This is a genomic window from Rhodanobacter sp. FDAARGOS 1247 (genome assembly GCF_016889805.1).
GTDB lineage: Bacteria > Pseudomonadota > Gammaproteobacteria > Xanthomonadales > Rhodanobacteraceae > Rhodanobacter.
On the sequence record NZ_CP069535.1, the window covers coordinates 2,392,516 to 2,406,824 of the forward strand.

At 66.4% G+C, this 14,309-nt stretch carries 13 protein-coding genes; 7 read left to right on the forward strand and 6 right to left on the reverse strand.

Annotated features, from left to right (window positions below):
• Positions 1–203 precede the first annotated feature (203 nt).
• The 5 genes from I6J77_RS10890 to I6J77_RS10910 all read left to right on the forward strand — a co-directional run bounded on the left by I6J77_RS10890 (position 204) and on the right by I6J77_RS10910 (position 6,872).
• The gene (locus tag I6J77_RS10890; RefSeq protein WP_204108997.1) at positions 204–1,388 is read left to right on the forward strand and encodes an acetyl-CoA C-acyltransferase; all 1,185 of its coding nucleotides are present in this window, start codon (positions 204–206) and stop codon (positions 1,386–1,388) included.
• A 161-nt stretch (positions 1,389–1,549) separates the two neighbouring features.
• Positions 1,550–1,975 (forward strand): hypothetical protein, encoded by a 426-nt coding sequence (locus tag I6J77_RS10895; protein WP_056715640.1) that lies wholly within the window; start codon positions 1,550–1,552, stop codon positions 1,973–1,975.
• A 155-nt stretch (positions 1,976–2,130) separates the two neighbouring features.
• Positions 2,131–3,738: a carboxyl transferase domain-containing protein gene (locus I6J77_RS10900; protein WP_204108998.1), complete on the forward strand. Its 1,608-nt coding sequence runs from the start codon at positions 2,131–2,133 to the stop codon at positions 3,736–3,738.
• Between the two features lie 42 nt (positions 3,739–3,780).
• Positions 3,781–5,469 carry a molecular chaperone HscC gene (locus I6J77_RS10905; protein ID WP_204108999.1) on the forward strand — a complete coding sequence of 563 codons (1,689 nt, stop codon included), beginning with the start codon at positions 3,781–3,783 and terminating at the stop codon, positions 5,467–5,469.
• Positions 5,469–6,872: a J domain-containing protein gene (locus tag I6J77_RS10910; RefSeq protein ID WP_204109000.1), complete on the forward strand. Its 1,404-nt coding sequence runs from the start codon at positions 5,469–5,471 to the stop codon at positions 6,870–6,872. The genes I6J77_RS10905 and I6J77_RS10910 overlap by 1 nt, the downstream gene beginning before the upstream one ends.
• Here I6J77_RS10910 and I6J77_RS10915 read toward each other — a convergent pair.
• From I6J77_RS10915 to I6J77_RS10940, 6 genes are all read right to left on the reverse strand, one after another.
• The gene (locus I6J77_RS10915) at positions 6,854–7,738 is read right to left on the reverse strand and encodes an FTR1 family protein (RefSeq protein ID WP_204109001.1); all 885 of its coding nucleotides are present in this window, start codon (positions 7,736–7,738) and stop codon (positions 6,854–6,856) included. The genes I6J77_RS10910 and I6J77_RS10915 overlap by 19 nt on opposite strands.
• A gap of 4 nt (positions 7,739–7,742) precedes the next feature.
• Positions 7,743–8,069, reverse strand: coding sequence for a cupredoxin domain-containing protein (locus tag I6J77_RS10920; protein ID WP_056715623.1), 327 nt, complete (start codon positions 8,067–8,069; stop codon positions 7,743–7,745).
• 203 nt (positions 8,070–8,272) lie between these two features.
• Positions 8,273–9,352, reverse strand: a complete 1,080-nt coding sequence (gene cgtA, locus I6J77_RS10925) for an Obg family GTPase CgtA (RefSeq protein ID WP_204109002.1) — start codon at positions 9,350–9,352, stop codon at positions 8,273–8,275.
• A 176-nt stretch (positions 9,353–9,528) separates the two neighbouring features.
• Positions 9,529–9,786 (reverse strand): 50S ribosomal protein L27, encoded by a 258-nt coding sequence (rpmA, locus tag I6J77_RS10930; RefSeq protein ID WP_007806105.1) that lies wholly within the window; start codon positions 9,784–9,786, stop codon positions 9,529–9,531.
• A 19-nt stretch (positions 9,787–9,805) separates the two neighbouring features.
• Positions 9,806–10,120 (reverse strand): 50S ribosomal protein L21, encoded by a 315-nt coding sequence (gene rplU / locus I6J77_RS10935; protein ID WP_007806107.1) that lies wholly within the window; start codon positions 10,118–10,120, stop codon positions 9,806–9,808.
• A gap of 151 nt (positions 10,121–10,271) precedes the next feature.
• Positions 10,272–10,787 carry a DUF2059 domain-containing protein gene (locus I6J77_RS10940; RefSeq protein WP_204109003.1) on the reverse strand — a complete coding sequence of 172 codons (516 nt, stop codon included), beginning with the start codon at positions 10,785–10,787 and terminating at the stop codon, positions 10,272–10,274.
• A gap of 139 nt (positions 10,788–10,926) precedes the next feature.
• Here I6J77_RS10940 and uvrA point away from each other — a divergent pair, with 139 nt between their 5' ends.
• Both uvrA and I6J77_RS10950 read left to right on the forward strand, forming a co-directional pair.
• Entirely contained in the window at positions 10,927–13,869 is a 2,943-nt protein-coding gene (gene uvrA / locus I6J77_RS10945) for an excinuclease ABC subunit UvrA (protein ID WP_204109004.1), read from the forward strand.
• The gene (locus tag I6J77_RS10950; protein WP_204109005.1) at positions 13,866–14,309 is read left to right on the forward strand and encodes a thioesterase family protein; all 444 of its coding nucleotides are present in this window, start codon (positions 13,866–13,868) and stop codon (positions 14,307–14,309) included. Before uvrA ends, I6J77_RS10950 begins: the two co-directional genes overlap by 4 nt.

Sequence of the window (14,309 nt, forward strand, 5' to 3'; positions counted from 1 at the left end):
CCTGACCACCGTCGGCGCAGCCAGCCCACCCGGCGCAGTCCCCGCACGCATCTTCGCACAACGAAATTCCAATGAAACACCCGCAAGTCCTTGCGCCCCAAGGATTCGCGTCGGTTTGCCCAGCTTCCCGACGGGCTGCGATAATCAATGGGTTTCCTTTCAGGCGTTCGCGCCCCACCAAAGTCTTGCAAGCGGAGTTGTCCATGTCGGATGTCAGCGTCGTCATCGTCGGTTCGAAGCGCACAGCGATCGGCTCGTTCCTCGGCCAGTTCACCGGCGTCCCCACCCCGAAGCTCGGTTCCGTCGCCATTCGCGCGGCGCTGCAGCAGTCCGGCGTGGCCCCGGCCGACGTCAGCGAGGTGATCATGGGTTGCGTGCTTCCCGCCAACCTCGGCCAGGCGCCGGCGCGCCAGGCGGCGCTGGGCGCGGATCTGCCGGTCGGCACCGGCTGCACCACCATCAACAAGGTGTGCGGCTCGGGCATGAAGGCGATCATGCTCGGCCATGACCTGATCAAGGCGGGCTCGGCCAACGTGGTGGTGGCGGGTGGCATGGAGTCGATGACCAATGCGCCGCACATGGTCAACGCCCGCACCGGCATCCGCTACGGCGATGGCCAGCTGGTCGACCACATGGCCTGGGACGGCCTGACCAACCCCTACGACGGCAAGGCGATGGGCGTGTTCGGCGAACTGTGCGCCGACAAGTACCACTTCACCCGCGAAGAGCAGGACGCGTTCTCGATCGAGTCGGTCAACCGGGCCAAGGCGGCCCAGCAGAACGGCGCCTTCGCCGACGAGATCGCCTCGGTCACGGTGAGCGGTCGCAAGGGTGACGTGGTGGTCGATACCGACGAGCAGCCGGGTCGTTCCGACGTGGCGAAGATCCCCACGTTGAAGCCCGCCTTCCGCAAGGAGAACGGCACGATCACCGCGGCCAGCTCCTCCAGCATTTCCGACGGTGCCGCTGCGGTGGTGCTGCTTTCCGCCGACGACGCGAACAAGCGGGGACTGAAACCGCTGGCGCGGATCGTGGCCCACGCCACCCATGCGCAGGAGCCGCAGTGGTTCACCACCGCGCCGGTCAGCGCGATCCAGAAGGTGCTGGACAAGGCTGGATGGAAGGTCGGCGACGTGGACCTGTTCGAGATCAACGAGGCGTTCGCCGTGGTCGCGATGACGCCGATGAAGGAGCTGGGCATCCCGCACGACAAGCTCAACGTCAACGGCGGTGCCTGCGCACTGGGTCACCCGATCGGTGCCAGCGGTGCGCGGCTGGTGGTGACCCTGTTGAACGCGCTGAAGATGCGTGGCCTGAAGCGCGGCGTGGCTTCCCTGTGCATCGGCGGTGGCGAGGCGACCGCCATCGCGATCGAATCCATTGACTGATCCCGAGGCCGACCGGCCACTGTCGCGCAATATTCACATGACGGCCGGTTAAATCTGTTTTTAATACGCACTGAAGGGTCGCCATAAACATCTGGCGCAATGTCCACGAAAGCGTTATTAATACACGGCCAAACGGCATTCCACGGCAAAGGAGATCCACCATGAAGTTTACGCGTACCCTACTCGCCGCCGCGCTCGTCGCGCTGTTGGCGGCATGCAGCAACGGCGCGCAGGATTCCGCGCAGGACGCCCAGAAGTCGGCTGATACCGCACAGCAGGCTGCCGATACGGCGCAGCAGGCTGCCGCGGCAGCTCCGACCCCGGCGACTGAGCAGGCTGCAGACCAGGCCAAGACCGCTGCTGACGCAGCTGGCCAGGCCGCCGATCAGGCTGCACAGGCTGCCGTCGCGGCTTCCGCCGCTGCTCCGGCCAACACCGATGCGTCGAAGGACGCCATGTCCCAGGCCAAGGACGCCGCCGGCAACGCTGCCGACGCCGCCGACAAGGCTGCCGACGCTGCGAAGGACGCCGCTGGCAACGCCAAGGACGCTGCCGACAAGGCCAAGGACGCGATGAAGGGTCACTGATCCCTCTCGGTTCTGCATTAAAAAAACGGTCGCCTCGTGCGACCGTTTTTTTTGGCCCGTGATTAACCGGCTGCACGGAGTGTTTTTGTCACGGCACAACGCCGGCTATCATCCATGGTTTGCCCCAACGGGAACCCGACCGTGAGCTTCCATTCATGAGCGTCATTGCATCGCAGATCGATCCGCGTTCGCCCGAATTCCAGGCCAGCAGCCAGCAGTTGCGCACCGTGGTCGAGGACCTGCAGCGCGAACTGGCCCGCAGCGCCGAGGGCGGCGGCGCCAGGGCGCGCGAAAAGCATGTGGCCCGCGGCAAGCTGCTGCCCCGCGAGCGCATCCGCGCCCTGCTCGATCCCGGCTCGCCGTTCCTCGAACTGTCGCCGCTGGCGGCGCATGGCATGTACGACGGCGACGCGCCTGCCGCCGGCGTGATCACCGGCATTGGCCGGGTCAACGGCACCGAGGTGGTGGTGGTCGCCAATGACGCCACGGTCAAGGGCGGCACCTATTTTCCGATGACCGTGAAGAAGCACCTGCGCGCGCAGGAAGTGGCGCTGGAAAACCGCCTGCCCTGCGTCTACCTGGTCGACTCCGGCGGCGCCTTCCTGCCGCTGCAGGACGAGGTGTTCCCGGACAAGGAGCACTTCGGCCGGATCTTCTACAACCAGGCGCGGATGTCGGCACTGAACATCCCGCAGATCGCCGTGGTGATGGGCTCGTGCACCGCTGGCGGCGCCTACGTGCCGGCGATGAGCGACGAGACCATCATCGTGCGCGAACAGGGCACGATCTTCCTCGGCGGCCCGCCGCTGGTGAAGGCCGCCACCGGCGAGGTGGTGGACGCCGAAACGCTGGGGGGCGCGGACGTCCATACGTCCATCTCCGGCGTGGCCGACCACTTTGCCGAGAACGACGCGCACGCGCTGGCGATCGCGCGCGACATCGTGGCCCACCTCAACCGGAAGAAGGAGATGCCGCTGGCGTTGCGCGCCCCCGTTGAACCGAAATATCCAGCCGAAGAACTCTACGGCGTGATCCCGGCCGACACCCGCCGCCCGTTCGACATCCGCGAGGTGATCGCGCGCGTCGTCGACGGATCGGAGTTCCACGAGTTCAAGGCGCGCTACGGCAAGACCCTGGTCTGCGGCTTCGCGCACATCCACGGCTACCCGGTGGGCATCGTCGCCAACAACGGCATCCTGTTCGCCGAGAGCGCGCTCAAGGGCGCGCACTTCATCGAGCTGTGCAACCAGCGCAACGTGCCGCTGGTGTTCCTGCAGAACATCACCGGCTTCATGGTCGGCAAGAAGTACGAGCAGGCCGGCATCGCGAAGGACGGCGCCAAGATGGTCACCGCGGTGGCCTGCTCGCACGTGCCGAAGTTCACCGTGGTGATCGGCGGCAGCTTCGGCGCCGGCAACTATGCGATGTGCGGTCGGGCCTATGGCGCCCGCTTCCTGTGGATGTGGCCGAACGCGCGCATCTCGGTGATGGGCGGCGAGCAGGCCGCGAGCGTGCTGGCCACGGTGAAGCGCGACGGCATCGAGGCCAAGGGTGGCGAGTGGTCGGCCGACGAGGAGGAAGCCTTCAAGGCGCCGCTGCGGGAGCAGTACGAGCGTCAGGGCCATCCGTACTACGCCAGCGCCCGCCTGTGGGACGACGGCATCATCGACCCGGTCGACACGCGGCGGGTGCTGGGCCTGGCCATCTCCGCGTCGATGAACGCACCGATCGAGCCGCAGCGTTACGGCGTGTTCCGCATGTAAGCTTTTCCGTCACGTACAACGACTTCACAGGGGAAGTCAGGGATGATTGTCGGTATCGATCTGGGCACCACGCATTCGTTGATCGGCTGTTACGACGAAACGGGGCCGCGGCTGTTCGCGAATGCGCTGGGCGAGTTCCTCACGCCCTCGGTGGTCAGCGTCGATGAAGCCGGCCAGGTGATCGTCGGTCAGCCGGCCCGCGATCGGCTGGTCAGCCATCCGCAGAGGAGCGTGGCCAGTTTCAAGCGCTGGATGGGCACCTCGCGCGAGACCCGGCTGGGCACGCACGGCTTCCGCCCGGAAGAACTGTCCGCGCTGATCCTGCGCTCACTGCTCGCCGATGCCGACGCGGCGCTGGGGGAAAAGGTCGACGAGGCCGTCATCAGCGTGCCGGCGTATTTCTCCGACGCCCAGCGCAAGGCCACCCGCGCCGCCGGCGAGCTGGCCGGCATCCGCGTCGAGCGGCTAATCAACGAACCGACCGCTGCCGCGCTGGCCTACGGCCTGCGCGAGCAATCCGACGGCGCCCGCTTCCTGGTCTTCGACCTCGGTGGCGGCACCTTCGACGTGTCGGTGCTGGAGATGTTCGAGGGCGTGGTCGAAGTCCATGCCAGCGCCGGCGACAACTTCCTTGGCGGCGAGGACTTCCTCGACCTGCTGGAACAGACCTGCCGCGCCGACCTCAAACTCGCCGACGACGCGCTGGACGCCAGCCAGCGCGGCCAGTTGCGACGGCGGCTGGAGGCGGCCAAACGCACGCTGGGCAGCGAAGGTCATGCACGCATCGATTTCGCGCTGGGCGACCGGCAGCTGGACTGGCGGATCGACGAGGAACGCTTCAACCGGCTGGCCGATCCGCTGGTGCAGCGCATGCGTGCACCGCTGGAGCGGGCGATGCGCGATGCCCGGCTAAAGCCGGAACAGCTGGACGAGATCGTGCTGGTCGGCGGCGCCAGCCGCATGCCGCTGGTCGCCCGCACGGTGTCGCGCATGTTCGGCCGGTTGCCGCTGCGTCACGTGAATCCCGACCAGGCCATCGCGCTGGGTGCCTGCATCGCGGCTGGGCTGAAGTCGCGCGACCAGCGCCTGGACGAGATCATCCTCACCGACGTCTGCCCGTATTCGCTGGGTACCGAAGTGGCGCGCCGCGACGAACAGGGGCGCGCCGTGACCGGCTTCTTCGAACCGGTCATCCAGCGCAACAGCACGGTGCCGGTCAGCCGCGAGGAGACGTTCTGGCCGGTCCAGGAACGGCAAAGGCAAGTGCAACTGGACGTCTATCAGGGCGAGAGCCCGCTGGTCGAGAAGAACATCAAGCTGGGCGAGCTGACGGTGGACATCGACCCGACGCTGTCGATCGCGGAGAACGCGGTGACCGTGCGCTTCACCTACGACATCAACGGTGTGCTGCAGGTCGAAGCGCACGTGCACGCCAGTGATCGCCGCTACGAGCTCCTGCTGGAACAGAATCCGGGCCTGCTCGACGCGCAGCAGATCCGCGAACGCCTGGCAGCGCTGAACGACCTCAAGATCCATCCGCGCAGCAAGCACGAGAACCTCGCCATGCTGGCCCGCGCCGAGCGCCTGTACGAGGAACACCTGCATGCGCGCGACCAGTTGCAGGAATGGATCGCGCGTTTCCGCACCGCACTGGAAAGCCAGGACGAGGCGATCATCCGCGAGCATCGCCGCGAATTCGGCCGCGCGCTGGATACGCTGGAGTCGGCCTGATGTCGCCGTTCGAGCTGCTCGGACTGGCCACCGACGCCGACGAACGCGCGATCAAGCGCGCGTATGCCCAGCGGCTTCGCTGCACCCGCCCCGACGACGACCCACAAGGGTTCCAGCAATTGCATGCCGCCTATCAGGCGGCGCTGGCCCATTGCCGGGCCGCGGCCGTCCATGAGTCCTTACCATCGCATGAGCCGATGCGTGAGCCATCCCTGCCCTTGCCCTCCGCATCCTTGGCAGCCACGGCCGCACCGGATCTCCCGGCCGCCATCGAGCCACCCGCGCCGCCTCGTTTCGACCTGGACGCATTCTGCAGCGCCGTGTTTGTGCAGGCTTCGATCGGCGATGCCGCGACGCTGCAGGCGTGGCTGGCGGGCCGCCAGGAACTGTGGTCGTTGCAGTTCAAGACGCGGATCGGCCGATACCTGCTGAACGAGCTCCACGAACAGGCGCCACCGATGCCGGTCGACTGCATGGAGGCCCTGCTGCGCTTCTTCGATCTCGATCACGCACTGGCCGACCACGATCCACTGGCCATGCTGCAGCTCACCCGGCGTTCTCGACTGGCCTGGCAACTGCAGGACAGCGACGAAGAAAGTCTTGGCGCGCGGCTGGAACTGCGTACGCCGCTGCAACGCTGGCAGGCGCATTGGGTTCTGCGCCAGTTGCAGCGCCCGTTCCGCTGGCTGCGCGTGCTCTGGCTGGGCGTGAATTTCGCCGTTCCCGAACGCATCGCGGATTTCGTCGCCGAGGTAAGCGACAACCACCCGGAAGACCTGCCCGAAACGATCGACCGCACCCAGCTCGGGTTCTGGCTGGCTGCTGCAGATCGTCAGCGCGTCACTCGTCCGCGGCTGATCCTGGGTGGCGTCCGCAGCGTGGGCATGCTGCTGCTTGGCATCGTGCTGGCGCCGCTGCTGAGCTTGCTCTACATCGACAGCATCGCGCTTCGCCCCATGCTGGTCGTGGCCGGCGTCGTGATGGTGCCGAGTGCGCTGTGGGCTCTCTGGATGGCCTGGTCTGCGCTCGTCTTCTGGTACATCGAACGGGAACCGGCCGGACGGCAGCGCGCCGCGCGCAAGTACGTGGTGCCGCTCCTGTGCGGTGCCGGCGTGGTGCTTGGCGCTTTGGGGCAGGACGGTCCCGGACTCGTGCTGATCGCCCCGGCCTTGTGGCTTTCGGTTCGTCGCTACTGGTACCACCACGCGAGCCGCTACGCGGTCTTCAACTCGGGCTACGTCCGACTGGCGCTGCTGTTGGCCATTCCTGTGCTCCACGCCGTATTGAATGCGGGCCTGGGCGCAGACCTGCTGTCATCCGGTGATGTCATCGCCGCGGCAGCCATGCTGGCATGGGCGGCCGATCTGCGAAGGCAGCCCCGGGGTCAGGCCAGCGTTCGCTGACCGAGGTTCGATGCAGCATCGTCAACGGACATGGTGCGCGACGGCGTCGTGCCGGTCGGGACTCGCCGCGTTTGCTGACGCCGCATGAAGCGCGCGCCCCACCACAGCACCACCAGGGTCATGCCATGGAACACCATCTGCATGCCGGCCGGGCGGGCGTCGTAACCGATCAGCACATGGGCGGTCTGGCCCAGCAGCGAGCCGTTGCCGAGCAGCCACGAGCTGTCCCACAACGGCTGCCCCCAGGCCGGCAGCAGGTCGGCCTGGATCAGGTAGCGTGCGGCGCTGGAGGCCAGTCCAGCGGCCAGCAGCACCAGCATGGCGTTGGTGGCGCCGAAGAAGTGGCGCAACGGAATCCGCAACAAGCCCGCATACAGGCCGAAACCCACGGCCGCGCCGGCCAGCACGCCAAGCGTCAGCCCGGCCCACAGGTGATCCGCACCGCCGGCGCGCATGCCGTACAGGAACAGCACCACTTCCGAACCTTCACGCAGCACCGCCAGGGCCACCACCAGCAACAGCAGGCCCAGCGAACTGGCGCCGCTGTGCACGGCCGTGCCCAGTGCCTGCATCTGCCGGCTCAATTCCCGCCCATGGCTGGACATCCACAACACGTGCCAGCCGATCATCAGCACGGCGGCGATCAGGATGGCCGCGTTGAACAACTCCTGGCCCGCGCCGCTGAAGGCATCGGCCAAGAGGTTGGCCGACAACGCCACCAGCACCGCGCCCAGCGCGCCGAGCGCGATGCCGCCGCCGACAAACCAGCCGCGCCGCGGCACGCCGCGGGTGGCGGCGGCGACCACGGTGACGATCAGCGCCGCTTCCAGCACTTCGCGAAATACCAGCAAGGCGATGGCCCACATGGCGCTACTCCACCACCAGCGTGCCCTGGGCCGTGGGCTGGTGGAAGTCGCCGTAGAAGCGGTAGCGACCCGGCTTGAACGGACCGATGAAGATGCTGATGCGGCTGTTCGGCATCACGATCTTCTCCGCCGGAAAATCATCGCTCTCGAATTCCTCCGGTGACGGGTCCTGGTTGACCAGTTCCACCTTCACCCGGGTATTGGCGGGGATATGCAGCTCGGCGGGCTGATAGCGGTGGTCTTTCAGGGTCAGCGTGTAGCCGGGCACGTCGGTCGCGCTGGCCAGCAGTGGCAGCATCAAGGCGAGCAAGGCGGACATCAGGATTTTCATGGCTTGGTCATGCCTCATCCAGTTGATTGATAATCATTATCAACCATGGCGACAAGAAAGCCCGCATTCAAGCCCTCCGCCCGACAAGGCACGGGTCTGGCATCGCTGCGGGCAACGGGCGTCATTCTGGCAGCAGAATGCAAGCGGGCCCCTGATCTGGATCAGGAGCCCGGCTGGAATGGAGGGCAGCAAGCCGACGCAGTTCAGTCCTGCGGCGGTTCCCCACGCAGGCGCACGTCGTTGGGCAGCATGTCGGTACGCTCCCGGTTTTCCTCGCGCTGGGACTCGAAGAAACGCTGCACCTGCTGGCAGACCGGCATGGTGTTGTCGCGGGTGGCCGCGGAGACCAGGAACCACGGCGCGGTCCAGCCCAGCTCGGCGACCACCTGCTCCGCCGCTGCCTGGCGTTCGTCCTCGGCCAGCAGATCGGCCTTGTTCAGTACCAGCCAGCGCGGACGCTCCAGCAGTTCGGGATTGAACTTCTCCAGCTCCTGTTCGATCGCCCGCACCTGACCGGCCACGTCGGAGCCGTCGATCGGCGCGATGTCGACAATGTGCAGCAACAGGCTGGTGCGCGACACATGACGCAGGAACTGGATGCCCAGACCGGCACCTTCGGAGGCGCCCTCGATCAGGCCGGGGATGTCCGCGATCACGAAGCTCTGGTCGGTACCCAGGCTGACCACGCCCAGGTTCGGATGCAGGGTGGTGAACGGGTAATCCGCCACCCGCGGCGTCGCCGCCGACACGGCGCGGATGAAGGTCGACTTGCCGGCATTCGGGAAACCGAGCAGGCCGACATCCGCCAGCAGGCGCAGCTCCAGCTTCAGCTCGCGCACGTCGCCCGGCGTGCCCGGCGTGGCCTTGCGCGGGGCCCGGTTCACCGAGGTCTTGAAATGGATATTGCCCAGTCCGCCCTTGCCGCCCTGGGCCACCAGCATGCGCTGGCCGTGGCTGGTCAGGTCGCCGATCACCTCGTCGGTGTCGACATTGGTGATCATGGTGCCGACCGGCACGCGGATCGTGGTGTCCTCGCCGCCCTTGCCGTACATCTGGCTGCCCATGCCGTTCTCGCCGCGCTTCGCCTTGAAGCTGCGCTGGTGGCGGAAGTCGATCAGCGTGTTCAGACCCTCGTCGGCCACCAGCCAGATCGAGCCGCCGAAGCCGCCGTCGCCGCCGTCGGGGCCGCCGAACGGGATGAACTTCTCGCGGCGAAAGCTGATGCAGCCATTGCCGCCGTCACCGGCCATAACCTTGATGTGTGCTTCGTCGACGAATTTCATGGGGGAGCCGGGAATAGGGAATGGAGAATCGGGAATGGGAAGAGCGCGCAATCAGGATAGGGTACGGGACTTGCGGAAACCCCGCTTTTACCATTCCCGATTCCCCATTCCCGATTCCCTGCCGCAAACGAAAAGCCCCGCCGAGGCGGGGCCTTCGCTATCGCATCGCGACAGGCTTACGCCTGGACGACGTCGACGAAACGGCGGTTCTTGTCGCCACGGATGGCGAACTTGACGGTGCCGTCGATCAGCGCGAACAGGGTGTGGTCACGACCCAGACCCACGCCCACACCCGGATGGAACTGGGTGCCGCGCTGACGCACGATGATGTTGCCGGCTTCGATGGCCTGGCCACCGTAGATCTTGACGCCGAGGTATTTCGGGTTCGAATCGCGACCGTTGCGGCTGGAACCTACGCCTTTTTTATGTGCCATGACTCAATGCTCCAGTTGCTCAGGCGTTGATGCCCGTGATCTCGATTTCGGTGAAATGCTGACGGTGACCCTGCTGACGCTTGTAATGCTTGCGGCGGCGGAATTTGATGATGCGGATCTTGTCGGCACGGCCGTGCTTGCGCACGGTGGCGCTGACGGTGGCGCCTTCGACGACCGGCGCACCGACGGTGACCGACTCGCCCGAACCGACCAGCAGCACCTGGTCAAAGCTGACCGTGGCGCCCTCTTCGGCGGTCAACAGTTCCACGCGCAGGACGTCGCCCTGCATGACGCGGTACTGCTTGCCACCGGTCTTGATGACTGCATAACTCATGGGAATGCCCTTCTGTCGTTATTCTCTTGGGTATCGCCATGACCCTTTACAGGTCTGGCGAACCGCGGATTATAGCGACGTGACCCCGCGCTGGTCAATTACTGACCACGCCGGCCCCGAACGGCCTTGCCGCGCGCCAGCGGCGAGCCGTTCAGTGGCCCGACCTGGGCGCCGGAATGGCCGGCTTCGCGGCCGCGGGACTGGCCGGACACTGGCCATTGGCGTCCAGCGTACCCTTCTGCTGCAGCTGCCTGATCATCGCCTGGCCGCGCTCGCGCCCCCAGGCCTGGCCCACCTTCATGCCCTCGGCCATCGTTACCGGCATCTGCGTGATGACCTTCTGGCCCAGCGGGGAGCGGTAGAACTTCAGCAAGCCGGCGACATCCTGGGCGGTGAAATGGCGCTGGTAGATCGGCACCATCTGGCCCAGCAACTGCCGGGTGCCGCTGGCGTCGATGAAACCCTGCCAGTAGGACGCCGGAACGCAAGGCACGGCCTGACCCATCACCGTGACCATCTGCGTGTTCATCTGCCCGAACATGCGATCCATGTGCATCACCTCGAACAGTTCGCGCACCTGCTTTTCGCTGGGCTGCGCGGCAACGGCCTGTCCGGCGGCGACCAGTGCCAGCGCTGCGGCAGCAGCGATTCCCGCCCATTTGTGCATGACTGGCCTCCGTACGGGTGAAACCGGCATTTAGCCACAGCCGGCACGGCGGGCCAAATCGACCGCCACCTGACGCCGTCGACACTGAACCATCAGAACTCCTTGGTATAGTAATGGTTCCCCCCCATATCCGGCGTCCATGGACACCATACGCATCCGCGGTGCGCGCACGCACAACCTCAAGAACATCGACCTCGACCTGCCCCGCGATCAGCTGATCGTGATTACCGGCCTGTCCGGTTCGGGCAAATCCTCGCTGGCCTTCGACACGATCTACGCCGAAGGCCAGCGCCGCTACGTGGAGTCGCTTTCCGCGTACGCGCGACAGTTCCTGTCGATGATGGAGAAGCCCGACGTCGACCACATCGAAGGCCTGTCGCCGGCGATCTCGATCGAGCAGAAATCCACCTCGCACAACCCGCGCTCCACCGTGGGCACGATCACCGAGGTGTACGACTACCTGCGCCTGCTGTACGCCCGCGTGGGTACGCCGCGCTGTCCCGACCACGGCATCCCGCTGGAAGCGCAGACGGTGAGCCAGATGGTCGACGCCACGCTGGCGCTCGATGCGGAGACCCGCTACATGCTGCTGGCGCCGGTGATCCGCGAGCGCAAGGGCGAGCACGTGCAGGTGTTCGAGCAGTTGCGCGCCCAGGGCTTCGTGCGTGCCCGCGTCGACGGCGCGGTGTACGACCTCGACGCCGTGCCGCCGCTGACCCTGCGCCAGAAGCACACCATCGAGGTGGTCGTCGACCGCTTCCGCCCGCGCGACGACATCAAGCAGCGCCTGGCCGAATCGTTCGAGACCGCGCTGCGGTTGGGCGACGGGCTGGTGATCCTGGCGAACATGGACGATCAGTCCGCGACGGAGCAGCTGTTGTCCTCGCGCTATTCCTGCCCGGTCTGCGACTACTCGCTGCCCGAGCTGGAGCCGCGACTGTTCTCGTTCAATTCGCCGGTGGGCGCCTGCCCGTCCTGCGACGGCCTCGGCGTGACCCAGGTGTTCGACGCCGCGCGCGTGGTCGGCCACCCCGAGCTGGCGCTGTCCAGCGGCGCGGTGCGCGGCTGGGATCGACGCAACGCGCACTACTTCCAGCTGATCCTGTCGCTGGCGGCGCACTACGGCTTCGACGTGGACGCACCGTGGCAGAAGCTTCCAGCGGACGTCCAGAAGGCCATCCTGTACGGCAGCGGCAAGGAACGCATCGCGTTCCGCTACATCACCGAACGCGGCGGCAAGGTCACCCGCGAACATCCGTTCGAGGGCATCCTGCCCAACCTGGAACGACGCTACAAGGAAACCGAATCCGCCGCGGTGCGCGAGGAGCTGGCGAAATACATCAGCGACCAGCCCTGCCCGGTCTGCGAAGGCCAGCGACTCAACCGCTCGGCGCGCAACGTGTTCGTCGCCGACCATGCGCTGCCTTCGCTGACCCATCGTTCGATCGACGACGCGCTTCAGTTCTTCGAAGAACTGAAGCTCACCGGCTGGCGCGGCGAGATCGCGGTGAAGATCGTCAAGGAGATCCGCGAGCGGCTGACCTTCCTCAACGACGTGGGCCTGAACTACCTCACGCTCGATCGCCAGGCCGACTCGCTCTCCGGCGGCGAGGCACAGCGCATCCGCCTCGCCTCGCAGATCGGCGCCGGTCTGGTCGGCGTGATGTACGTGCTCGACGAACCCTCGATCGGCCTGCACCAGCGCGACAACGAACGCCTGCTCGGCACGCTGACCCGGCTGCGCGACCTCGGCAACACGGTGATCGTGGTGGAGCACGACGAGGACGCGATCCGCATGGCCGACCACGTGCTCGACATCGGTCCCGGCGCCGGCGTGCACGGCGGCGAGATCGTGGCGCAGGGCTCGGTGCAGGACATGCTCGATTCGCCGCGCTCGATCACCGGCCAGTTCCTTTCCGGCGAACGCGCGATCGAGGTACCCAAGGAACGCCGCCAGCCGATCGACGACGAGTCGTGGCTGCACCTGAAAGGCGCCAGCGGCAACAATCTCAAGAACGTCGATCTGGCGATTCCGGCCGGCCTGTTCACCTGCGTCACCGGCGTGTCCGGATCGGGCAAGTCGACCCTGGTCAACGACACGCTGTTCCGCCTCGCCGCCGCCGAATTGAACGGCGCCAGCACGCAGGCGGCGCCGCACAAGTCCGCCACGGGCATGGACCTGTTCGACAAGGTGGTCGACATCGACCAGTCGCCGATCGGCCGCACGCCACGCTCCAACCCGGCCACCTACACCGGCCTGTTCACCCCGCTGCGCGACATGTTCTCGCAGGTGCCGGAAGCGCGCTCGCGCGGCTACACGCCGGGCCGCTTCAGCTTCAACGTGCGCGGCGGCCGCTGCGAGGCCTGCGAAGGCGACGGCATGATCAAGGTGGAGATGCACTTCCTGCCCGACGTTTACGTGCCCTGCGACGTCTGCCACGGCAAGCGCTACAACCGCGAGACGCTGGAGATCCTGTACAAGGGCCACACCATTGCCGACGTGCTCGACATGACGGTGGAGGACGCGCTGAAGCTGTTCGAGAACGTGCCGACCATCGCGCGCAAGCTCGACACGCTGCGCGCCGTGGGCCTCGACTACATCAAGCTGGGCCAGAGCGCGACCACGCTGTCGGGTGGCGAGGCGCAACGCGTGAAGCTTTCCAAGGAACTCTCCAAGCGCGACACCGGCCGCACCCTGTACATCCTCGACGAGCCCACCACCGGCCTGCACTTCCACGACATCGAGCAGTTGCTCGACGTGCTGCACCAGCTGGTCGACCAGGGCAACACCGTGGTAGTGATCGAACACAATCTCGACGTGATCAAGACCGCCGACTGGGTCGTCGACCTGGGCCCCGAAGGTGGCGCGGGCGGCGGTCGCATCCTGGTTGCCGGCACGCCGGAAACCGTGGCCGCCACACCCGCATCGCACACCGGCCATTTCCTCGCGCCGCACCTGAAACCGGCCAAGCCGAAAAAGCCGGGCACCGCCAAGCGCATCAAGGCCGCCACCAAGCACATCGCCTCGGCCGACAAGTACAAGCCGATGCGCGGCAGCGGAAAAAAGAAGAAGCCTGCATGAGCAACTTTTCGTCCGGCATTGCCGAAAACGGTACAGGAACGCCCGACGTCCCCCTGTTCGTCGCCTCGCTCGGCGTGCGCTGGCGCGACCTCGATGCGTTCAACCACGTCAACAATTCCAGCTACCTCACCTACCTGGAAGAGGCGCGGCTGCAGTGGCTGAGCCACGTGCCCGGCCCCTGGTTCGACGAGCACGCGATGCCAGTGATGGCCGCCAGCCAGATCAACTACCGTCGCCCCATCGCCTGGCCTGCGCAACTGCAGGTGCAGTTGTTCTGCGAGCGCATGGGCAACAGCTCGATGACCATCGCGCACCGGGTGATCGACGCCGACCAGCCCGACCGGCTGTACTGCGACGGTCACGTGGTGATGGTGTGGATGGACCCGGCCAGCGGCAAGCCCGTGCCGCTGCCCGAGGCGATCCGCGGCGCCGCCATCTAG

Coding starts and splice junctions, on each gene's coding strand:
- uvrA (WP_204109004.1), top strand. CDS start 10,927: ATGGACACCATACGCATCCGCGGTGCGCGCACGCACAACCTCAAGAAC.
- I6J77_RS10940 (WP_204109003.1), bottom strand. CDS start 10,787: ATGCACAAATGGGCGGGAATCGCTGCTGCCGCAGCGCTGGCACTGGTC.
- I6J77_RS10895 (WP_056715640.1), top strand. CDS start 1,550: ATGAAGTTTACGCGTACCCTACTCGCCGCCGCGCTCGTCGCGCTGTTG.
- rplU (WP_007806107.1), bottom strand. CDS start 10,120: ATGAGTTATGCAGTCATCAAGACCGGTGGCAAGCAGTACCGCGTCATG.
- I6J77_RS10915 (WP_204109001.1), bottom strand. CDS start 7,738: ATGTGGGCCATCGCCTTGCTGGTATTTCGCGAAGTGCTGGAAGCGGCG.
- I6J77_RS10920 (WP_056715623.1), bottom strand. CDS start 8,069: ATGAAAATCCTGATGTCCGCCTTGCTCGCCTTGATGCTGCCACTGCTG.
- I6J77_RS10950 (WP_204109005.1), top strand. CDS start 13,866: ATGAGCAACTTTTCGTCCGGCATTGCCGAAAACGGTACAGGAACGCCC.
- rpmA (WP_007806105.1), bottom strand. CDS start 9,786: ATGGCACATAAAAAAGGCGTAGGTTCCAGCCGCAACGGTCGCGATTCG.
- I6J77_RS10890 (WP_204108997.1), top strand. CDS start 204: ATGTCGGATGTCAGCGTCGTCATCGTCGGTTCGAAGCGCACAGCGATC.
- I6J77_RS10905 (WP_204108999.1), top strand. CDS start 3,781: ATGATTGTCGGTATCGATCTGGGCACCACGCATTCGTTGATCGGCTGT.
- I6J77_RS10900 (WP_204108998.1), top strand. CDS start 2,131: ATGAGCGTCATTGCATCGCAGATCGATCCGCGTTCGCCCGAATTCCAG.
- cgtA (WP_204109002.1), bottom strand. CDS start 9,352: ATGAAATTCGTCGACGAAGCACACATCAAGGTTATGGCCGGTGACGGC.
- I6J77_RS10910 (WP_204109000.1), top strand. CDS start 5,469: ATGTCGCCGTTCGAGCTGCTCGGACTGGCCACCGACGCCGACGAACGC.